Annotated in this window: 19 protein-coding genes and 1 tRNA gene; 12 read left to right on the top strand and 8 right to left on the bottom strand. The window is 64.3% G+C overall.

Annotation, left to right across the window (positions count from 1 at the left end; all coding sequences use genetic code 11):
• The first annotated feature begins 82 nt into the window (after positions 1-82).
• Together Q0030_RS25230 and Q0030_RS25225 are read left to right on the top strand one after the other, a co-directional pair.
• Positions 83-694 (top strand): urea carboxylase-associated family protein, encoded by a 612-nt coding sequence (locus Q0030_RS25230; RefSeq protein ID WP_298373003.1) that lies wholly within the window; start codon positions 83-85, stop codon positions 692-694.
• A gap of 24 nt (positions 695-718) precedes the next feature.
• Positions 719-1648: a LysR substrate-binding domain-containing protein gene (locus Q0030_RS25225; protein ID WP_298373002.1), complete on the top strand. Its 930-nt coding sequence runs from the start codon at positions 719-721 to the stop codon at positions 1646-1648.
• Here Q0030_RS25225 and Q0030_RS25220 read toward each other — a convergent pair.
• Positions 1629-2513, bottom strand: coding sequence for a polysaccharide deacetylase (locus tag Q0030_RS25220; protein WP_298373000.1), 885 nt, complete (start codon positions 2511-2513; stop codon positions 1629-1631). The genes Q0030_RS25225 and Q0030_RS25220 overlap by 20 nt on opposite strands.
• A 36-nt stretch (positions 2514-2549) precedes the next feature.
• Positions 2550-3221 carry an NAD(P)H-dependent oxidoreductase gene (locus Q0030_RS25215; RefSeq protein WP_298372998.1) on the bottom strand — a complete coding sequence of 224 codons (672 nt, stop codon included), beginning with the start codon at positions 3219-3221 and terminating at the stop codon, positions 2550-2552.
• A 301-nt stretch (positions 3222-3522) separates the two neighbouring features.
• Here Q0030_RS25215 and Q0030_RS25210 point away from each other — a divergent pair, with 301 nt between their 5' ends.
• Positions 3523-4980 carry a cytosine permease gene (locus tag Q0030_RS25210; protein WP_298372996.1) on the top strand — a complete coding sequence of 486 codons (1458 nt, stop codon included), beginning with the start codon at positions 3523-3525 and terminating at the stop codon, positions 4978-4980.
• A 22-nt stretch (positions 4981-5002) separates the two neighbouring features.
• Here the strand turns inward: Q0030_RS25210 and Q0030_RS25205 are convergent, their stop codons facing one another.
• Positions 5003-5929, bottom strand: a complete 927-nt coding sequence (locus Q0030_RS25205) for a LysR family transcriptional regulator (protein ID WP_363323488.1) — start codon at positions 5927-5929, stop codon at positions 5003-5005.
• 123 nt (positions 5930-6052) lie between these two features.
• On the opposite strand from Q0030_RS25205, the gene Q0030_RS25200 reads away from it, so the two are divergent.
• The 3 genes from Q0030_RS25200 (at position 6053) to Q0030_RS25190 (ending at position 10369) form a co-directional block, all read left to right on the top strand.
• Positions 6053-7408, top strand: coding sequence for an MFS transporter (locus Q0030_RS25200; protein WP_298372994.1), 1356 nt, complete (start codon positions 6053-6055; stop codon positions 7406-7408).
• Positions 7409-7440: 32 nt separating this feature from the next.
• The gene (locus tag Q0030_RS25195) at positions 7441-8685 is read left to right on the top strand and encodes an amidohydrolase family protein (RefSeq protein ID WP_298372991.1); all 1245 of its coding nucleotides are present in this window, start codon (positions 7441-7443) and stop codon (positions 8683-8685) included.
• A gap of 487 nt (positions 8686-9172) precedes the next feature.
• A complete protein-coding gene (locus Q0030_RS25190) occupies positions 9173-10369 on the top strand; it encodes an adenylate/guanylate cyclase domain-containing protein (protein WP_298372990.1) in 1197 nt (398 codons plus the stop codon).
• A gap of 20 nt (positions 10370-10389) precedes the next feature.
• Here the strand turns inward: Q0030_RS25190 and Q0030_RS25185 are convergent, their stop codons facing one another.
• Complete coding sequence (locus tag Q0030_RS25185) at positions 10390-11703, bottom strand: chloride channel protein (protein WP_298372988.1); 1314 nt, start codon at positions 11701-11703, stop codon at positions 10390-10392.
• Between the two features lie 169 nt (positions 11704-11872).
• Positions 11873-12268, bottom strand: a complete 396-nt coding sequence (locus tag Q0030_RS25180) for an NUDIX hydrolase (protein ID WP_298372986.1) — start codon at positions 12266-12268, stop codon at positions 11873-11875.
• 449 nt (positions 12269-12717) lie between these two features.
• Between Q0030_RS25180 and Q0030_RS25175 the strand changes: the two genes are divergently transcribed.
• Together Q0030_RS25175 and Q0030_RS25170 are read left to right on the top strand one after the other, a co-directional pair.
• Complete coding sequence (locus Q0030_RS25175) at positions 12718-13014, top strand: hypothetical protein (protein WP_298372984.1); 297 nt, start codon at positions 12718-12720, stop codon at positions 13012-13014.
• Between the two features lie 155 nt (positions 13015-13169).
• Complete coding sequence (locus Q0030_RS25170) at positions 13170-13397, top strand: hypothetical protein (RefSeq protein WP_021081740.1); 228 nt, start codon at positions 13170-13172, stop codon at positions 13395-13397.
• A gap of 68 nt (positions 13398-13465) precedes the next feature.
• On the opposite strand, the gene Q0030_RS25165 is transcribed toward Q0030_RS25170, so the two are convergent.
• A complete protein-coding gene (locus Q0030_RS25165; protein WP_363323487.1) occupies positions 13466-13792 on the bottom strand; it encodes a hypothetical protein in 327 nt (108 codons plus the stop codon).
• Positions 13728-14228, bottom strand: a complete 501-nt coding sequence (locus Q0030_RS40610; RefSeq protein WP_363323486.1) for a MerR family transcriptional regulator — start codon at positions 14226-14228, stop codon at positions 13728-13730. The genes Q0030_RS25165 and Q0030_RS40610 overlap by 65 nt, the downstream gene beginning before the upstream one ends.
• Before the next feature lie 299 nt (positions 14229-14527).
• Here Q0030_RS40610 and Q0030_RS25160 point away from each other — a divergent pair, with 299 nt between their 5' ends.
• Together Q0030_RS25160 and Q0030_RS25155 are read left to right on the top strand one after the other, a co-directional pair.
• On the top strand, positions 14528-15328 hold the full coding sequence (locus Q0030_RS25160; protein WP_298372978.1) for a lytic murein transglycosylase: 801 nt from the start codon (positions 14528-14530) through the stop codon (positions 15326-15328).
• A 115-nt stretch (positions 15329-15443) separates the two neighbouring features.
• Positions 15444-15851 (top strand): hypothetical protein, encoded by a 408-nt coding sequence (locus tag Q0030_RS25155; RefSeq protein WP_298372977.1) that lies wholly within the window; start codon positions 15444-15446, stop codon positions 15849-15851.
• Between the two features lie 21 nt (positions 15852-15872).
• On the opposite strand, the gene Q0030_RS25150 is transcribed toward Q0030_RS25155, so the two are convergent.
• Positions 15873-16259, bottom strand: a complete 387-nt coding sequence (locus Q0030_RS25150; RefSeq protein WP_298372976.1) for a YciI family protein — start codon at positions 16257-16259, stop codon at positions 15873-15875.
• Positions 16260-16747: 488 nt separating this feature from the next.
• Here Q0030_RS25150 and Q0030_RS25145 point away from each other — a divergent pair.
• Positions 16748-16821 (top strand) — tRNA-Gly (locus tag Q0030_RS25145).
• Positions 16822-17558: 737 nt separating this feature from the next.
• The coding region (locus Q0030_RS25140; RefSeq protein WP_298372973.1) for an autotransporter strand-loop-strand O-heptosyltransferase at positions 17559-18477 on the top strand (919 nt) is incomplete at its 3' end.

The following is an 18477-nucleotide window of genomic DNA, read 5'->3' as shown; positions in this document are numbered from 1 at the left end:
TATAATGGACACAATTAATATTATTAGAATTACATGACGGGCGGTGCTCCAATGGCGCAACGAGCCATTGAGGAGGCACCAAATGACCGTAGCAACCATCGATCTGACTCGCGCCCGTCTGATTCCGGCCCGCAACGGCGTGGCGGCGCGCCTCGATGCGGGCGAGACGGTCATGGTCGTCAACACCCACGGCAAGCAGGTGGTGGATACCTGGGCCTTCAATGCCCGCGACACCGGCGAGTTCATGTCGATGGAGCACAGCCGCGCGTCGATGCTGCGGCTGATTCCGCGCGTCGGCGACACGCTGACCACCAACCGGCGCCGCGCGATCCTCACCTTGGTCGCCGACACCACGCCGGGAATCCACGATACGCTGATCGCGGCCTGCGACATTCACCGCTATCGCCAGCTCGGCGCCGTCGGCCACCACGACAATTGCACGCAGAATCTGGCGCATGCGCTCGAGGCGGTCGGCCTGTCGGCTGCGGTGACGCCGGCGCCGCTCAATCTGTTCATGAATGTGCCCGTCGCCGACCATGGACAACTGGACTTCAAGCCTCCCGTAAGCGAGGCCGGCCAGTATGTGGCGCTGCGCGCCGAGATGGAGCTCGTCATCGTGTTCTCCGCCTGTCCGCAGGACATGGTGCCGGTGAACGACATGCGGCCGACCGACGCTCACTTTCTCATCGCCTGATACGGGCAGCGCGGAGAACCGATCATGCGCAAGCTGCCGCCGCTCAATGCCGTCCGCGCGTTCGAAGCCGCCGCGCGTCACGAGAGCTTCACCGCCGCCGCCAATGAACTCTGTGTCACGGTGACGGCGATCAGCCATCAGGTCCGGCAACTCGAAGCGATTCTGGGCCACAGACTGTTCGAACGCTCCGGCCGCGCGGTCGTGCTGACCGCGGAGGGCCATGCGGTGTTCCCGATGCTGCGCGATGGTTTCGACCGCATGGCGAGCGCCTTTGCCGCGATCAGGCCGCCGGCCGATGGCGATGCGATCTCCGTATCCACCACACGCGCCTTCGCCGAGCGCTGGCTGATGCCGCGGCTCGCACGCTTCAACGCGGCGTTTCCTCACCTCGTCGTCCACATCGACGCGACCGAAGAGGTGAGGACGCCGGGCGCAGACGGCATCGATCTGGCGATCCGCTACGGACGCGGCGACCGCGCCGGCGAGAGATCGGTGCTGTTCAGCGATCGCTATATTGCCGTGGCAGCGAGCGCGATCTGTCCGCCCGGTGCTCGTCTTGGCATTGACGACGTCCGCTCGCGCTCGCTGCTGGCGTTCCGGTGGAAGAACGCGGCGCTGGACTCGCCGGCGTGGTCGGCCTGGCTCGCGGGAGCCGATCATGATCCCGGCCGGGACTTCCGCATCTCCTGGTACAGCGAGGAGCCGCTGGCGTTGCATGCCGCCGAGCGCGGGTTCGGACCCTTGTTGTGCAGCGATGCGCTGGTGGACGAGCAACTGCGTCAGGGCACGCTGCGCCGGCTCGATGGTCCCGCGCTAGCGGGCTTTGCCTATCGTCTCGTCGATGCGTCGAGCGCTGGCCGGCGCAAGTCAGTGACGGCATTCATCGACTGGCTGCGCGGGGAAGCCGCCGCATTTCGGGCGGCTCCCGAACAGGTCATGACACAGGCTGCGTGAAGTAGGGCAGGGTTTCGACGCGGACCTGGTAGGTGCCCGCCTTGACCAGGCCGTCGAGATGCGCGGCGATGTCCTCGAGCGATGCGAACCAGACCTTGCGTTCGGCAACGATCCGCTCGAGCCAGCGCTCCACGACCCGCCAGCGAGCGAGCCGGCCGGTCAGGAACGGGTGCCAGATCCCCATCCAGAATCCGCCGGCCTCATAGGCTGCCTCGAACTCCTCGAACGAGGCGGCAAGGCCCTCGCTCGGCGATTTGACCGGCATCATGTAGCCGATCTCCGCGTAATGGGCGAAGGGTGGCCAATCGTCCGATCCCCAGTGCGGCGGCATCTCGTAGAGCGATCCGCGCGCGGTGCGCATCTGGTACGGGATGTCGTCGGCCATCAGCGACGAATCGTAGACGAAGCCGTGCTCGATCAGGAGATCGATCGTGGTCTGGTTGGCGTTGTAGACCGGCGCGCGGTAGCCGCGCGGCTTGCGCCCGGTCATCGCGACATGAATGGCAAGCGCGCGTTCGAAGGCCTCGCGCTGTTGCGCCGAGGAAATCTCCGTCGGGTCTTCGTGGATGTAGCCGTGATGGCCGATCTCGTGGCCCGCTTTAAGGATCGCCTCCACCGCATCCGGATAGCGCTGCATGGTCCAGGCCGGCATGAAGAACGACTGCTTCAAGCCGAGGCGGCGATAGGTCTCCAGGATCCGCGGCACGCCGACGGTCGGACCGTAACGTCCCATCGTGATCGGATAGAGCCGGTCGAACGAATCCTTCGGCCGGGCGATATGAATGAGACTGTCGGCGTCGACGTCGAACGTGATCGCACAGGCGCAGCGCGCGCCGTTCGGCCAGGGGATGGGATTACGGATCATCGGATCATCCTCATGCAGCCGGCGGACAGTGGCGCATCATTCCGCCGCCACATTAACAGGCCCGTCGATTCCAAGACACTGCCGGACTAGCACCGGGATCGCGGCGAAGGCGTCGGCGAGCGAGCGTCGGTAGCGGTCATCGTTGAACTCCTGGTAGTCGACCGCGATCAGATGGCTCTCCTGCACCCCGAGATAGTGGGCGCAGGTGAAGATGTGAGGCTCCAGATGGTTCATGGTCTCCCGCACCCCGCCGGGGCCGAAGCCGAATTCGCCGCGCGAGCTCAGCACCACAAGCGTCTTGCCGCGCATGACCGGTTCGAGCGGAAAGTCGCCGCGTGCGAGATCGAAGCTGAAGGTCTTGTCGATGCGAATCACCTTGTCGAACCATGACTTCAGCGCGGCCGGCATGCCGTAATTGTGCATCGGCGCCCCGATGACGATCACGTTGGCGCGTTCGAGCTCGTCGATCAGGGCGTCGGAGAGACGAAGCTCGTCGCGCTGCTCCGCCGTGTGGTCGCCGGGTGCGGTGAAGGCGGCGGCCACCCACGCCTCCGTGATGAGCGGCGGCGGGTCGCGGCCGACGTCGCGCGCGATGACCGTGGCGCCCGGCTCGTGCGTGAGCCAGTGCTCGACAAACGATTTGGAGAGTTTTCGGCTGACCGAACGGTCGCCGCGCGGGCTGGCATCGATATGCAGAAGGGTCGTCATTACTGGCCTCGGCTGATTGCGGAGCAATGCGTCGGCTCCACAATGACCGAGTGTCTGGCTCGGTGTGATTGACGAATCCGGCAGGCGAGTTGAGAAAATCTCAACAGTGAAGCGGCGCGCCATGGTGACGCGATAATCGGGCCCGATCGCGGCGCGATCTGTCGCTATTCAGCACGCAAGCTTCACTCTCGATGCCGTCTCAACCCGGCTTGAGGATTTCTCATTATCGCCCCACGGCTGCCTGCTGCTCAGATACCCCATCCCGGCTCAAACCAATGTGCCGGACAACGGGGGAAACATGATGCTCAAGCAGACACAGCTTCCGGCGCAGGATGAGGCCGGCTTCGATGCCCACGGAATTGAACCGGTGCCGGCGGCGCATCGCACGTCGTCATCGTTCGATCAGTTCTGGATCTGGACCGGTGCGAACATCGCGCCGATCAACTGGGTGCTGGGCGCACTCGGCATCCAGCTCGGCCTGAGCCTGCTGCAAACGCTTGCCGTCATCGTTGTCGGCAATCTGTTCGGCGCGGCGCTGTTCGCCGCCTTCTGCCTGATGGGGCATCGCACCGGCGTGCCGCAGATGGTGCTCGGCCGGCTGGCGTTCGGCCGCCGCGGCGCATATCTGCCGGCGCTGGCGCAAGTGCTGATGCCGATGGGATGGGTCGCGATCAACACCTGGATCGTGCTCGATCTCTGCATGGCGGCGCTGGAGCGGATGGGGATTGGCGGCGGCATCGAGCTCAAATACGCGATCGCGGTGCTGGTGATGCTGTTCCAGATCGGCATCGCGGCCTGGGGCTTCAATGCCATCAAGGTGTTCGAGCGCTACACCATGCCGTTCATCCTGCTGATCATGGCGGTCATGACCGCGCTCGCATTCCTGCGCGTCGATATCAAATGGCAGTCCGCCAATGTCACCGGCATGCCGGCATTCGCCGCCGCGACGCAATTGATGACCGCGATCGGCATCGGCTGGGGCATTTCGTGGCTCACCTATGCCTCCGACTATACGCGCTTCACCAGGCCCTCGCTCGGTGCGGCCAGTGTGTTTCGGGCGACCTTCCTCGGCATGTTCCTGCCGACGGTCTGGCTCGCCTTCCTCGGTGCGGCCATTGCATCGGCCGGCGCCGGTTCCGATCCGTCGAAGCTGATCATCGCGGCTTTCGGCACGATGGCGCTGCCGGTGCTGCTGGTGCTGCTCCACGGCCCGATCGCGACCAACATCGTCGTGATCTATTCGGCGGCGCTGTCGTCGCTGGCGCTCGACCTGCGGCGGCCGCGCTGGGTGATCTCGGTGCTGTCCGGCCTGATCGCCTCCGCGATCCTGTACGGCTTCCTGCAGTCGGGCGATTTTGCCCATGCCTTCGACAATTTCATGGTCGCCCTGATCGTCTGGATCAGCCCATGGGCAGGCGTGACGCTCGCGGACTTCTACCTGGTGCGACGCGGCCGCATCGATGTCGGCTCGCTCTACGAGGAACCGGGCCGGGATCGTGACTTCAACTGGGCCGGGCTGATCGCCTTTGCGGCCGGCTTCGGAGCGGCGTGGGCGTTCCAGATGGGCACGATCAAGGCCATGCAAGGTCCGCTTGCATTGGCGACCGGCGGGGTGGATTTGTCGTGGCTCACCGGCATCGGCGTGGCGATGGCGAGCTACCTTGCGCTGCATCGGCTGTTTGGACGTCCGCTTATCCGGAGCGTCCCGTCGCCGGCCGCGGACGCAGCGTCGATCGAGCCCGCGCCCACATCGACCTGACAGGGGCACGCCTTGCGCCGGTTCACTCCATCCGCGCGAACAGCTCCACCAGCGTCTCGCGCAGCCAGCGCTGCGCGGGGACGGTGTCGTTGCGCTGGTGCCAGAACAGACTGACGATGCGCGGCGGCGCCGGCAGCGGCACCGGCACCGCATGCAGATGGGGCGCGTGGCGGGACTGGGCGCTGAGGTCGCGCGGCAGCACCGCGATCAGGTCGGACTGGCGCACGATCTCGTAGGCGGCGTTGTAGTGATTGACGGTCGTGACCAGATTGCGCGACAGCCCGCGCGAGGCGAGGAACTGGTCGTAGGTCGGCAGCGTCTTGCCGGCGAGGCTGACATCGACATGCTTGGCGTTGAGGAAGCTGCGGGTGTTGAGCCGCTTCCTGTTCGCCAGCGGATGATCGCGACGCATCATGCAGGCATATTCGACGGTCCATAACGAGCGTGAGCGGATCGCCGCCGGCGGCTGCTGCGCTTCGTTGACATAGACGCTCAGCACGCAATCGACCCGGTTGTCCTCGAGCCGGTCGCCGATCTCGAGGATGGTGTTGGGCAAGGTGTGGATGCGCGCGGAGGGCGCGATTTCGCCGAAGCGGTTGATGAGCCGCGGCATCACCAGCGAGGACACGTAGTCCGACATCGACAGGCTGAACTCGGCCTCGGTGCGCCGTGGATCGAAGGCGTCCTCGTCGAGCGCGTGGCGGACGTGCTCCAGCGCATCGCCGATCGGCTGCCACAGCGCCACCGCGCGCTGCGTCGGGCGGATCCCGCTGGCGGTGCGTACGAACAAGGGATCGCCGAGCGCGTCGCGCAAGCGGGCGAGGGCGTTGCTGACGGCAGGCTGGGTCATCGTCAGCGCGCTCGCGGCGCGGGTGACGCTGCCCTCGGTCATCAGCGCCTCGAAGACTTTCAGCAGGTTGAGGTCGAGCGTGCGGAAGGACACGGGCAATATTCACAATGGTGATGTACTAGATAACGATTATAAATTATTCCCATAATACCGATTTGTCTATCATTCCCCGGGACTGACCTCGCGGCGCGTGCCGACCGCGGGGCGGAGGGGGGCTATTTCATGTCGGTGATTTCGGCGCGCATCGAGCGCCTGCCGTTTGCGCGTTTCCATGTGCACCTGCTGCTGATGGGCGGCCTGGGCTATCTGTTCGACGCGATGGATGCCGCGGTTCTGGCGTTCATCCTGCCGGTGCTGCGCACCGCCTGGGGGCTGACCAATGTCGAGACCGGCGTGCTCGGCAGCAGCACCTTCGTCGGCTATCTGTTCGGCGCGCTGCTGGCGGGGACGCTGGGCGACCTGATCGGTCGCCGTGCGGTGATGATGTCGGCGCTTGCGCTCTACAGCGTCGCTTCGCTGGTGAGCGCCACGGTGGACAGCTGGCCGGCGTTCTTCGCCGCGCGCGTCGTCGCCGGCATGGGCACGGGGGCGGAAAGCGCGATCATCGCGCCATATCTCGCGGAGTTCGTGGCGCGGCGTTACCGCGGCGCCTTCACCGGGGCGCTCGCCGGCTTCTTTTCGTTCGGCTTCGTGGCGGCCGCCTTGCTCGGCTATTTCATCGTGCCTGCCTACGAGAATGGCTGGCGCATCGTGCTCGTGATCACCGCCGTGCCGGTCGTGATGCTGCTGTGGTGGCGGAGGTCGCTGCCGGAATCGCCGCGCTGGCTGGAAAGCCGCGGCAGGGTGAAGGAAGCCGAAGCGGTGCTCGATAAGGTCGAGGCCAGCTTCGCGCGCGAGGGCCGTGTGCTGCCGCCACCGGTCGCGGAGCCCGTTCTGCCGGCCGTATCGTCGGGAACGCTGCTCAGCAATTTCGCGGCGCTGTTGGCCGGCCGCCAGGCGCGGATCACGACCATGACCTGGATCATGTGGCTGTCGATCACGTTCAGCTATTATTCGTTCTTTGTCTGGATCCCCGGCCTGCTGGTCCAGAACGGCATGAGCATCACCAAGAGTTTCGGTTATTCGCTCGCGATGTATTGCGCGCAGGTGCCGGGCTATTTCACCGCCGCCTTTTTCAACGAGCGGATCGGAAGACAGGCCACCATCGCAACCTACATGCTGCTCGGCGGCATCAGCGCGCTCGGGCTCGCCTTTGCCGCGAGCGACGGGCAGATCATGACGGCCGGCCTGCTGTTGTCGTTCTTCATGAACGGCACCTATGCCGGCGTCTATGCCTACACGGCCGAAGTATTTCCGACGGCGATCAGGACCACCGGCGCAGGCCTTGCGTCCGCCATCGGCCGCATCGGCGCGATCATTGCACCGATCCTGGTCGGCTATCTCTACCCGAATTTCGGCTTTGCCGGCGTGTTCGGCGTCACCACGACGGTGCTGTTGATCGGCGCCGTCACCGTCCTCTTGATGGGCGTGCCGACGCGCGGCCGATCGCTCGAAGACATCGCTAGCGAAGCCGCGTGATCACGCAGGCTGCATCCTGACCGGAGACCACTATGCCTACCATCCTCTTCAAGAATGCCGCGCTGCTCGATCCGCTGCGGTCCGATCTGCTCGAAGGTCACCACGTGCTGGTCGAGGATCGCCTGATCAAGGAGGTCTCCGACCGGCCGATCGAGGCCTCAGTCGATCGTGTCATCGACCTCAAGGGCAAGACCCTGATGCCCGGCCTGATCGACCTGCATGTGCATGCGGTCGCCGTCGAGCTCGATCTGTCGCAGCAGGCCCGGATGGCCAATGTGCTGGTGACGCTGCGCTCGACCATGCTGCTGCGCGGCATGCTGAAGCGCGGCTTCACCACCGTCCGCGATGCCGGCGGCGCCGGCTATGCGCTCAAGCAGGCGATCGACACCGGCCTGACCGATGGTCCGAGGCTGTTCGTCTCCGGCCGTGCGCTGAGCCAGACCGGCGGCCATGGCGACGGACGCGCACGCTCGGACTATCTGGCCGACCCGACCTGCTCCTGCTGCGTGCGGGTCGGCGCCATCGCGCGTGTCGTCGACGGCGTCGATGCGGTGCGCAAGGCGGTGCGCGAGGAGCTGCAGATGGGCGCCGACCAGATCAAGATCATGGCGTCCGGCGGCGTCGCGTCGCCCACCGATCCGATCGGTGCGTTCGGCTATTCCGAGGACGAGATCCGCGCCATCGTCGCGGAAGCGAAGGCGCGTCACACCTATGTGCTGGCCCATGCCTACACCGCGGAGGCGATCGAGCGCGCGGTGCGCTGCGGCGTGCGCACCATCGAGCACGGCAATCTGGTCGACCTTCCGACCGCGCGCCTGATGGCGGAGCAGGGCGCCTATGCGGTGCCGACCCTCGTCACCTACGAGGCGTTGGCCACCGAAGGCGCCAAGTACGGCCTGCCTGCGGCGAGCGTCGCCAAGGTCGCCGACGTGCGTGACGCCGGCTTGCGCTCGCTCGCGATCTATCGCGAGGCTGGCGTCAAGATGGGGTTCGGCACCGACCTGCTCGGGCCGTCGCAACGCCTGCAGAGCGACGAGTTTCGGATCCGCGCCGAGCTGCTCGGTGCGCAGGCCGTGATCCATAGCGCGACCATTATCGGCGCCGAGGTGCTCGGCATGGAGGGCAAGCTCGGCCGCATCGCGCCGGAGGCTTTTGCCGACCTGCTGGTGGTCGAGGGCAACCCGCTGCGCGACGTGGCCTGCCTGCTTGGGCAGGGCGAGCACATCCCGCTGGTGATGAAGGCCGGCAAGGCCGAGGTCGACAGGCTGGGCGGATAGGACGGGAAGAGGTCCGGCTGAATCGATCCCGAGACAGGCTCCCTGAACCGCTCCCGCCTGCGGGCAGGGCGATCGCAAATGGCTATCGGCCACGTTCCATGGCCCGGCCATGACGACATCGAGACGTCAGTTGCAGAAGTCCGCAAATGCCATATGCGGATAGTTCCAGGGCGAGGCTCTGCACGATTTCTGGATAGTAGAAGAATGCCGCTGATTTGCCCGACGAGTCAAGTTGCCGTGTCCGCCGGCTACTTTGCATGGGGTTGTTTTCGATATTTTGGCAGTGCGTCCATACGACCGCAGGCTGTCGCATCCGGCTCTCTTATGACCGTCCGGCCTCACCACACCACCCGGAGGCCCACGGTGCCCTTCGAGGGGCTCGGGCAGGCCGACTAACTCGATCACGATACCGCTGGCAGCGTTGACGTGGCCGGGCGGAAGCACGACATACCGGTTGCCGACCCCACCCGCCGCTCCGGAGCCAGCCATGAACGCGCCCAACATCGATTCCGTCCCGCCGCAGTCCGACGGCGACGTTGTGAGCTGGTTGACCAACCAGACGCGCGACCAGCGCTTCATCGACAATATCTTCGCCGAGCTGTGCATCCGGCTGCAGCGCACGGGCATTCCGCTCAAGCGGGCGACGATGAACCTCCTGATCCAGCATCCGCAATGGCTTGGCGCCCGGATCATCTGGGCCGACGGGAAAAGCGAGGCTGAGATCAACCGGGTCGACTACGATGTCCAGCAGCGATCGGAATATATCGGCAGTCCGGTCTACGAAATCCATCAGGGTGCCGAGGAGGTGCGCGAGAAGCTCGAACGTGACCCGTCGCAGGGCCGCAAGCACGCGCTCTATGACGACATGCGCGCGCAGGGCCTGACCGATTATGTGGCGTGGCCGCTGCTGCATACGCTCGGCAAGCGGCATGTCGTGACCTTCGCGACCGACCGCGCCGGTGGCTTCGATGACGCGCATATCGCCAGCCTGAAGACGGTGCTGCCGGTGCTGGCGCTGGTCAGCGAGATCCGGATGAAGAACCGCCTGGCGCGGACGCTGCTCGAGACCTATGTCGGGTCGCATGCCGGCGAGATGATCCTGGCCGGCGCGACGCGGCGCGGCAGCGGCACCACGGTTCGCGCCGCGATCATGATCTGCGACTTGCGGGATTTCACCCGGATCTCGGACTCCTGGCCGCGCGATGACGTCATCGATCTCCTGAACGACTATTTCGACGCGATGTCGGAGCCGATCACGCGGCATGGCGGGGAAATCCTGAAATTCATCGGCGACGGCCTGCTCGCGATTTTCCCGCTGAGCGATCCCAAGGCCTGCGCCAACCTGCTGCACGCGGTGTCCGAGGCGCGGCTGGCGATGGCGGCGCTGAGCGAAAGGAACGGCATGATGGGCCGTGCGCCGATGAATTACGGCATCGGCGTCCATGTCGGCGATGTCATGTACGGCAATATCGGGTCGCGCACCCGGCTCGACTTCACCGTCATTGGTCCCGCCGTGAACATGGCGTCGCGCCTCGAAGCGCTCACCAAGCAGCTGAAGAAGACTGTGCTACTGTCCCGCGCGTTCGCGGATCTTGTCGAGCACGATTTCGCGCTCGAGCATGTCGGCGAGCATCCGGTGCGCGGCTTCAGCGAGCCGATCGAGCTGTTCGCCTATAACGGCTGAAGCCTGATCGGTCGGATACGTCAGGCCGGCGTCGTCTGCTGCGCCGGCGAAGCCCGATCGATGAATCCCTTGGCGAGGGCGTGATACACGCCCTCCTTGCAGATCAGGCGCGAACTCGCGTGCGCAATCAGGGCCGCGGCCATCAGCGGCACGACCATCGCGTGATTGTCGGTCATCTCGGTGACGATCACGAAGGCCGTAATCGGGGCCTGAACCACGCCGGCGAAATATGAGACCATGCCGAGCAGCATGATGGCCGGCAGCGGCGCGCCGTGAAACAGCGGCGCGATGTTGGAGCCGAGCCCGGCGCCGACCGCGAGCGAGGGCGCGAAGATGCCGCCCGGCATGCCGCTGATCGAGGCGAATGTGGTGGCGAGGAATTTCCACACGCTGAAGCTGGCGGGCAATTGGGATCCGGCTTCGAGCGCGGATTTGACCTGCTGATAACCCGTGCCGTAGATCGCGCCGTCGGAGGCGATCCCGCAAATCGCCGCCGCAAATCCGCAGATCGCGGCAAAGCCGACCGGATAGCGTTTGATGGTGCGTCCGACCGGATTGGCAAATCCGCGTGCCATCGCGATCAGGATGCGGCTGAACAGGCCGCCCGCCAGACCTCCGGCCATGCCGCAGAGCGGGACCGCGAGCCAGTCGGCGCCGTTGCGCAGGGCCGTCGCGCTGGTGCCGAAATAGGTGTAGTTGCCCATCAAAGCGAGCGAGGTCAGGCCCGCGGCGATCACAGCGCCGATGATCAGGCTAGAGGTTCGCGTCTCGAAGGCGCGGCTCATTTCCTCGATGCCGAATACGATCCCGGCCAGCGGGGTGTTGAAGGCTGCCGCGACGCCCGCCGCCGCACCGGCGAGGATCAAGCCGGGTTGACGACGGGGCGAGAAGCGGCCGAGCGCAAACATGATCGACGCGCCGATCTGCACCGTCGGTCCCTCGCGCCCGACCGATGCTCCGCACAGCAGGCCAAACAAGGTCAGCAGGACCTTGCCGGCGGCAATGCGCAGCGAAACCAGACTTTCGCGCGCGGTCTGGTCGGTCAGGTGGCGTGCTGCGATGGCCTGCGGGATGCCGCTTCCCTGCGCGTTCTGAAAAAAGCGATTGGTCAGGAAGACCGACAGCGCGAAGCCTATCGGCGTCAGCACCAGCGAGGCATAACGGATATGCGACACCAGTGCTGTAAAAGCGATCTGCGCCAGATCCGCGAGTTGCGCGAGCGCGACAGCCGCCGCACCGACTGCAATGCCGCCCAGCAGGAAGATGGCCCGGCGCTGCCAACGCGCGGAAACGATTCTGAATAGCCGCCTCTGGCGGTTGGAGGGGAAGCTCATTCTGACGCAATTCCGGCTGATGTCGTGGTCCGGTCCGTACGGATCACGTCATTCCTAGCACGCGTCGATGGTGGGCGAAGCTCAACAAATCAGCAAGGCGTGCCCGCGCAGTCGCCAAATGCCAAAGCCGAAATCTGTGATTTTCCGCGGGCAGCAGATATCCCGCCGCCTATCTCCGGCGCCGCAGCTTCCTTGGAAACAGACGATCGCGGATGTAGCGCGAGGTCGGCGTCAGGCGAAGTCCGCGGGGCTTCTGCCAGGCGGCGCGGTCAATCTCCTTCTTGTCGCCGATCGCCAGCCGTCCCTTGGCGTTCTTGGCGATGAAGATCGCATCGCTCATCTTGCGGCCGGAACGCTTGTTCTTGGCCGTCACTTCCTTCCACAGGCTGAGCCTGCCGAGCTTGAGCTTCGGCAGCTCTTCCTTGATCTCACGCTTCAGGCAGTCCTTGCCGGTCTCGCGCGCACGCCTGCGTCCGCCGGGGAACATCCACAGCCCGTCAGATCGACGTCGGACCAGAAGGACCTTGCCGCGCTTCGCGGCAACCAGTTTGGAAGACTTCGTCATGTACTGCGCAATGATCGAAACAGAATCGACCCCATTCTAATTTGTCTATTTGAGTAGACAAGTTCCAAGGGCGAACTGTTCCACAGTCATGTGTCGGCTGTTTGTCTGCCACGGAAGGCCCGAGCACTGAGGAAATCCTGACGACGCGCATCCTCGTAAGGGAGGCCGCAAATAAAGATGCCGCCGGCTGTGACGGTCTGTCGCGGCCTCACCGCAGACGCTTGCACACATTCGCCGTGATCCCGGCCGGGCGCGTTGGTTCGTGGCTCTCTGGTCTCGCATCATCGAACATCCTCACGTTGAGTTCGTGAGAATGGTGATCCTCTGGTTCCCGCGGCAGGAACTGGCGCGACCTGCGATGACAAAAATCCACGACAAGTAGGTTGCGCCGCTTGACTATATGTTCTTGTTTTGTTCTAATTGCCCTCCACCGTGAATAAGAGGCCGCCATGGACAACCGCATCAACGAAATTCGTAGGCAGATCAGGGCGCTGCGCGTCAGCATGCTCGAGGCTGAGGCGATCATGCGACAGCAGATCAACCGGGATGAGGACTGCGCCTTCGTTGCCGGGGACCTCCTGAAGATGCGTCTGGTGATGAGCCGTCTGGTCGAAGAGCGTGGCATGCTGGGCGACCGCGAGCCGATCATCGTACATGCGAGCGTTGCGCCGCGCCGCCGCGCCGCGACACCGATCTTTCTTCGCGCGGCGAAGCGGGAGCTGGTCGCCGGCGAAGCGCGTGCCTGATGACGTACCCAGGATGCAGCGGCTGCGCGCCGAGTTGCGCGCGCTCGACGCATCCGTGAACCGGCTCAGGCAGGCCGGACGCGATAGTGCATCGGCGCAGCTTCTGCTGTCGCGCAAGCGCGCCGAGCTGGAGGACGTGATCTGCCGGAGGAAAGATGAGAGAGCCGCTTCGGTATTTCCACGACAGCGATGATCATGCACCCTGGATCAAGGCGCTGGCCGAGGTCCGGCACATGGCGACGCGGGAAGGCTGGTGCTTTCACCACGTGCAGGCGATCATCGTGGCGATCGACCAGTATGCGGAGGCCGCGCTCGGCAACCGCGAGTTCTTCCTCAACCGCCCGCAAACCGTTGGCCCGCTGCGGCGAGGCGAGGTGCCGTAGCGTGCAGCATCGCGTGCGACATCTCGCGAGCTGGCGCTGCCGTCATCGCCGCCGTGTGGCTGACATGCTCAAGGCAGCACGTCGGCGGGATGCTTGTCGCGATGCTCGACATATTCGACGCGTGTCTGGTCCGGATGCAGCACCAGCATGTTGCGGCCGGTCGGGACCGGCTTGGGGGCCTCAAGTATCGTGGCGCCGACGCCGGCGAGATGCGCGGCGAATGCGTCGATGTCATCGACCAGAAACGTCAGATGCGTCGCCGTGAACGGCTTCAAGCTCTGTTGGGTCCCTGCAATGAACAGGATCGAGGCGATCTGCGCCAGCCTGAGATCATATTCGGGATAGTCGAACCGAAGCCGCGCCGGCTGGCCGATCAGGGCTTCGTGGAAGGCCACGGCCGCGTCCAGGCCCTCGAGCGGCAGGTAACGTCTCGCAAGGATATTGAGTATCTTCATCGCCAGGTCCTGATGTTCTGATGTTGCTGGGACCGCCATCCGGTCCGGCCAGACGACGCGACAGGGCGCGCCGCCGCTTGCGCAGCGCCGCGATCGCCCGATCGATCTGGTCGAGCTTCTCCTGCATCACTAAGGAGCAGTTCACGCGCGCGCCGCGCCGGCCGACTTCAAGCGCGGTCAGAAGATTGCGAAGCTCGCGGGTCGAGAAGCCCGCGGCGATGAGGTCTCTCACCCACGCAGCCCGCTCGATCTCCAACGCGGCGTAGCTTCGATAGCCGTTCGAATTCCGGCGCGGCACGATCAGGCCAGCCGCCTCATAGTGCCGAAGCGTCCGTGCACTCACGCCAAGATGGTGTGCCGCCTCCTGAATCCGCATCGCGATCTCCCTGTCGAAGGTCGGCCTAGCACCTTCTCATTAGTGTCAATGTCAAGCGCCGTGTGCGGGGCTCGCCGGGCGCCGCCGCTGAACTCCGTTAATCCGCCGAACGGAGGCAGGGGCCAAATGTCCCGGCCTGCCTGATGTGGCCGGGATGGCGAATCCGCTGCCGGCGACATATCGTGACGGTCCGCGGCCGAATCTGAGGCGGATCGTTCATCGCCGGGTCATCTACATCAGGCCATCGTCAGCGCCGCGCCCGCGAGGGGCGGCGGCACATTTTTCGGAGGAGGTTTCGGATGATCAGGGGCTGGCAGATTGCGACGTCGGCGCTCGCCATCGTCGTGATGGTTGCAACGCTGGGCGCAGAGGCGAACGCAGCGCAGTGCGGCAACGGGCCCGGCGGATTCGAAGCCTGGAAGGAGCAGTTTGCCGGTGAGGCGAGGGCCAAGGGCGTCGGTGCCACCGCGATCGACGCGTTGATGCAGGCACACTACGCCAGTGCGACGATCGCCGCGGATCGCGGCCAGCGCAGTTTTGGCCTGTCGCTCGAGCAGTTCATGGCCAAGCGGGGATCTGCGACCATCGTGGCGCGCGGCCGTTCGCTGAAGCAGTCGCAGGCGGCCATGTTCGCCTCGATCCAGCAGCGCTACGGCGTGCCGCCGGGACCGCTGATCGCGATCTGGGGCATGGAGAGCGGCTTCGGCAGCCAGCGCGGCAACCAGAACATGCTGTCGTCGATCGCGACGCTTGCCTATGACTGCCGCCGTCCGGACTTCTTCACCGATCAGCTCTATGCCGCGCTGAAGCTGATCGACCGCGGCAGTCTGTCCGGGAGCACGCGCGGCTCGATGCATGGTGAAATCGGCCAGACCCAGTTCATGCCGAAGAACGTCCTCGCCTATGGCACCGGCAATCTCGACGTTGCCGCCAACGCGCTGAGCTCGACGGCGAACTTCCTGCATGCCCATGGCTGGCGCGCCGGCGCCGGCTATCAGCCGGGGGAACCCAATTTCGCTGCGATCGAGGCTTGGAACGCGGCGCAGGTCTACCAGAAGGCGATCGCCATCATGGGACGGCAAATCGACGGCGGCCAATGAGCGCAGTGCCCAAGTTCCTTTACCCAAGTTCCTTCATCTAAGTTCCTTCACTCCCTGTTAACGCGACGGTGCCCAGATCGTTTGCTGTGAAACGGAGCGAGTGGAGACAGGCTCCATGCTCAAGAACGGCACCTATGCGGCGTGGTTTCGCACGTCGCTCGCCGACGGCACCGGCATCGTGCACGTGGCCGACGGCAGGCTGTGGGGCAGCGATGCCATCATGCTCTACAGCGGCACCTATGAGGTCGACGGTGAGCGCTTCTCCGCCGTTCTCACGGCCAGTCGGCACTCGGAGGGACATTCGACCGTGTTCGGCACCGACGACCTCGTGGTGCGGCTCGAGGGCGCTTGGAGCGGCGCGATCGCGATCTGCAAGGGCAGGGCCGATGCCGTGCCCGATCTCGCCTTCGAGGTGACGCTGATGCCGAGCCACGACGTGCCGCCCGAGCCGCCGCCGGATCTGCCGCTGCCGAAGTTCGATCCGAGCAAGCTACCTAAATTGCCGAAACGCTCCAGCCGTTGAGCAGCTCTCCAGGCGCGATCTCTACGCGTCGCTCGGGCCGGCGGTTTCCGGAAACGGTGCGCCGGGGGTGTAGCGCTTCAGCGCGCGGATCTCGTAGACCGCCGACGGGTTAACGCTGCGCAGGTCGCGCGCCGCGGCGATCGCTTCCGCTTCATCGGCGCAATCGATCACGTAGAAGCCGAGCAGCTGCTCCTTGGTCTCCGAGAACGGGCCGTCGATCACCATGCCGTGGCCGGGCCCGCGCAGGGTGCTGGCGTTGCGGGTTTCGCCGAGCCGTGCAGCCGGGCCGAGCCGCCCCTTCAACCGTTGATGGACCTCGCGCAGACCCGCCATGACGGCTGCGTCCTCATCGGCGCTCCACGACTTGACCTCGGCTTCGACGTGATAGGCCAGGATGGCATAAAGCATCTGGTGAGCTCCTCATTTCTGATGTGGCAGGCCCAAGGACGGCCCAAAGCCGGCGACGCCGACATTTCATGTGTAGCGGACCGGCCGGTTTTCGTGCTGCGACAAGGTATCCCTGGCATGGCGGCGGCGAGTAGCGCGGCCCGAACAGCCAAAAAAGGCGCGGCGGAATCGCTTCCGCCGCGCCCCCGGATTTGTTGTCTCGCTGGTCCAGGGCTGAGAGCGCCCCGATGCCAGGCTGATTACTCAGCGCCTAGCGGGCGATCCCAGCGAGGTGACAGCGCTTGAGACAAGACACTAGATCACCTCCTTTCTTTGTTGATGGGACCAGCAATATAGGTGGCGAATCTGCCGCTGTTAAGGCCGCCATCCGGCCCATTCCGGCCAGAAACCGGCCGGATCGCGCGGACATAGTCTCGTTGACCAGCGCACAAGGACGTCCGCCGAGGCAGTTGAGACGGCCGTCCGGCCGTGTTAGGTGATCGCTCGATGCGGGTGTAGCTCAATGGTAGAGCAGCAGCCTTCCAAGCTGAATACGAGGGTTCGATTCCCTTCACCCGCTCCAATGTTTTCAAGTACTTGTCGGATTTCTTGATTTCCATTTCGACAAGCGCGCCGAATCCATTCCGACAAAATGTTCACTTTCTGGCCGCCTGCTTGCGCCGCTTGATGCGCTTGATCTGTGCGTCCTGTTTGGCCTCGTCGTCGTGATGGAGGTAGCGCCTTCACCTTGGTCGATGACCATTGGCCCTGATTCATCAGTTGCGCTTCGGTGAGGCCGGACGTGCTCGCCTCGGTGGCCCGGCCATGCCGGCCAAACGACGTGAAGGTCAGCTCGGGACGCAAACCAGCGGCCAGAATGACTTTCTTCGAAATGCGCTCGACTTGAGTCAGCATCTCGCCCTTGCCGCTCCAGTGCGCTGGCTCGGATCGCGCGAACGCAATCACACGCGCCTCTCCTTTCTAAGGAACCTAAATCGGTTCCCGGAGCCAGCTTCTCTCGCGTGAATGATCAGAATCTTGTCTGCATCCAAATCGGAGCGGAATTTGCGCATTGGCCTCTACCAACTGGCCGCGATGGTGATCGCCACGTTCGTTGTCACGGGCAGCGCAGACCTCGCCCGAGGCAAGTTGGAGTAGCGTTGAGATTGCAGCTCATGGTTGCATGTTGTTTTGCTCCTGCGATTCCGGAGCAGCCCCGAGGAGGTACTCGCCAAGGTTTCGTTGACGAGGTTATAATCTCGCTACGTTGTTGTTCGCTTTTTTGAGCAGTTTCTTTGTATTTCAGGGCAGGGGTCTTTCGTGAATGCGATTACCGTTGCGCCGGCGATCGCGCTGAAACGCCCGTCGGTCCATTTGCCGGAACAACCCAACATAGTCGTTGATCGTTCGACCGACGCCGCGCCAATCAAGTCGGACGTTGTTTCGTCGAATGCCGACGCCCCGAAGTCTGCCTATCCTGCGGCCGCTAAACTGCCCACTCAGGTCGGTCCAAAAGGACTGCACTTCGACTTCAATGACGGCGCGCGAATTGTTTGCCCTCATGGCGAGCAGCCCTGGAAGGTGAGGATTCGGGATCTCGACACAGGCAATGTGTTGTTCGAAACGGAATTCGCGGGCGGCTATGTCAACAGCAGCAAGCGCTACTACATCCGTTTCGGAATAGAAGTCTCGCAGCAGGGCGAATCCGTCCTTGATCATGAATACTCGGCGAAAGATCGCGCTGTCCTGATCCAGTTTCCGGTCGGGACGCTCGGCGATACAATGGGATGGTTTCCCTATGCCGTGAAATTCAAGGACAAGCACGGTTGCAAGCTGAGCTGCGCCATGGGGGCGCCGCTGATCGAACTGTTCCGCGACGCCTATCCTGACATCGAGTTCATCACGCACGAAGAAGTAAAGCCGGAGCGATACTACGCGACCTACAGCGTCGGACTGTTTTTCGACGACAAGGATTGCGTCTATCAGCCATCCGATTTTCGCCATGTCGGGCTACATCGGACCGCGGGTTACATTCTGGGCGTCGATCTGACCGAGCAACCGCCGCGCGTCGCCATCAAGGATGATAAGAGGCCGATTGCCGAGCCCTATGTCTGCATCGCGGTTCAGAGCACCGCGCAAAGCAAATATTGGAATAATCCCCATGGTTGGCGCGAGATCGTCAACTTCCTGAAGGCGGCCGGCTACCGGGTGGTCTGTATCGACCAGAAGGCCACTCACG

Source organism: uncultured Bradyrhizobium sp. (genome assembly GCF_947648125.1).
Classification (GTDB): Bacteria; Pseudomonadota; Alphaproteobacteria; order Rhizobiales; family Xanthobacteraceae; genus Bradyrhizobium.
The sequence above is the reverse complement of the archived record's forward strand: the minus strand, read 5'-3'. Positions and strand labels throughout refer to the sequence as shown.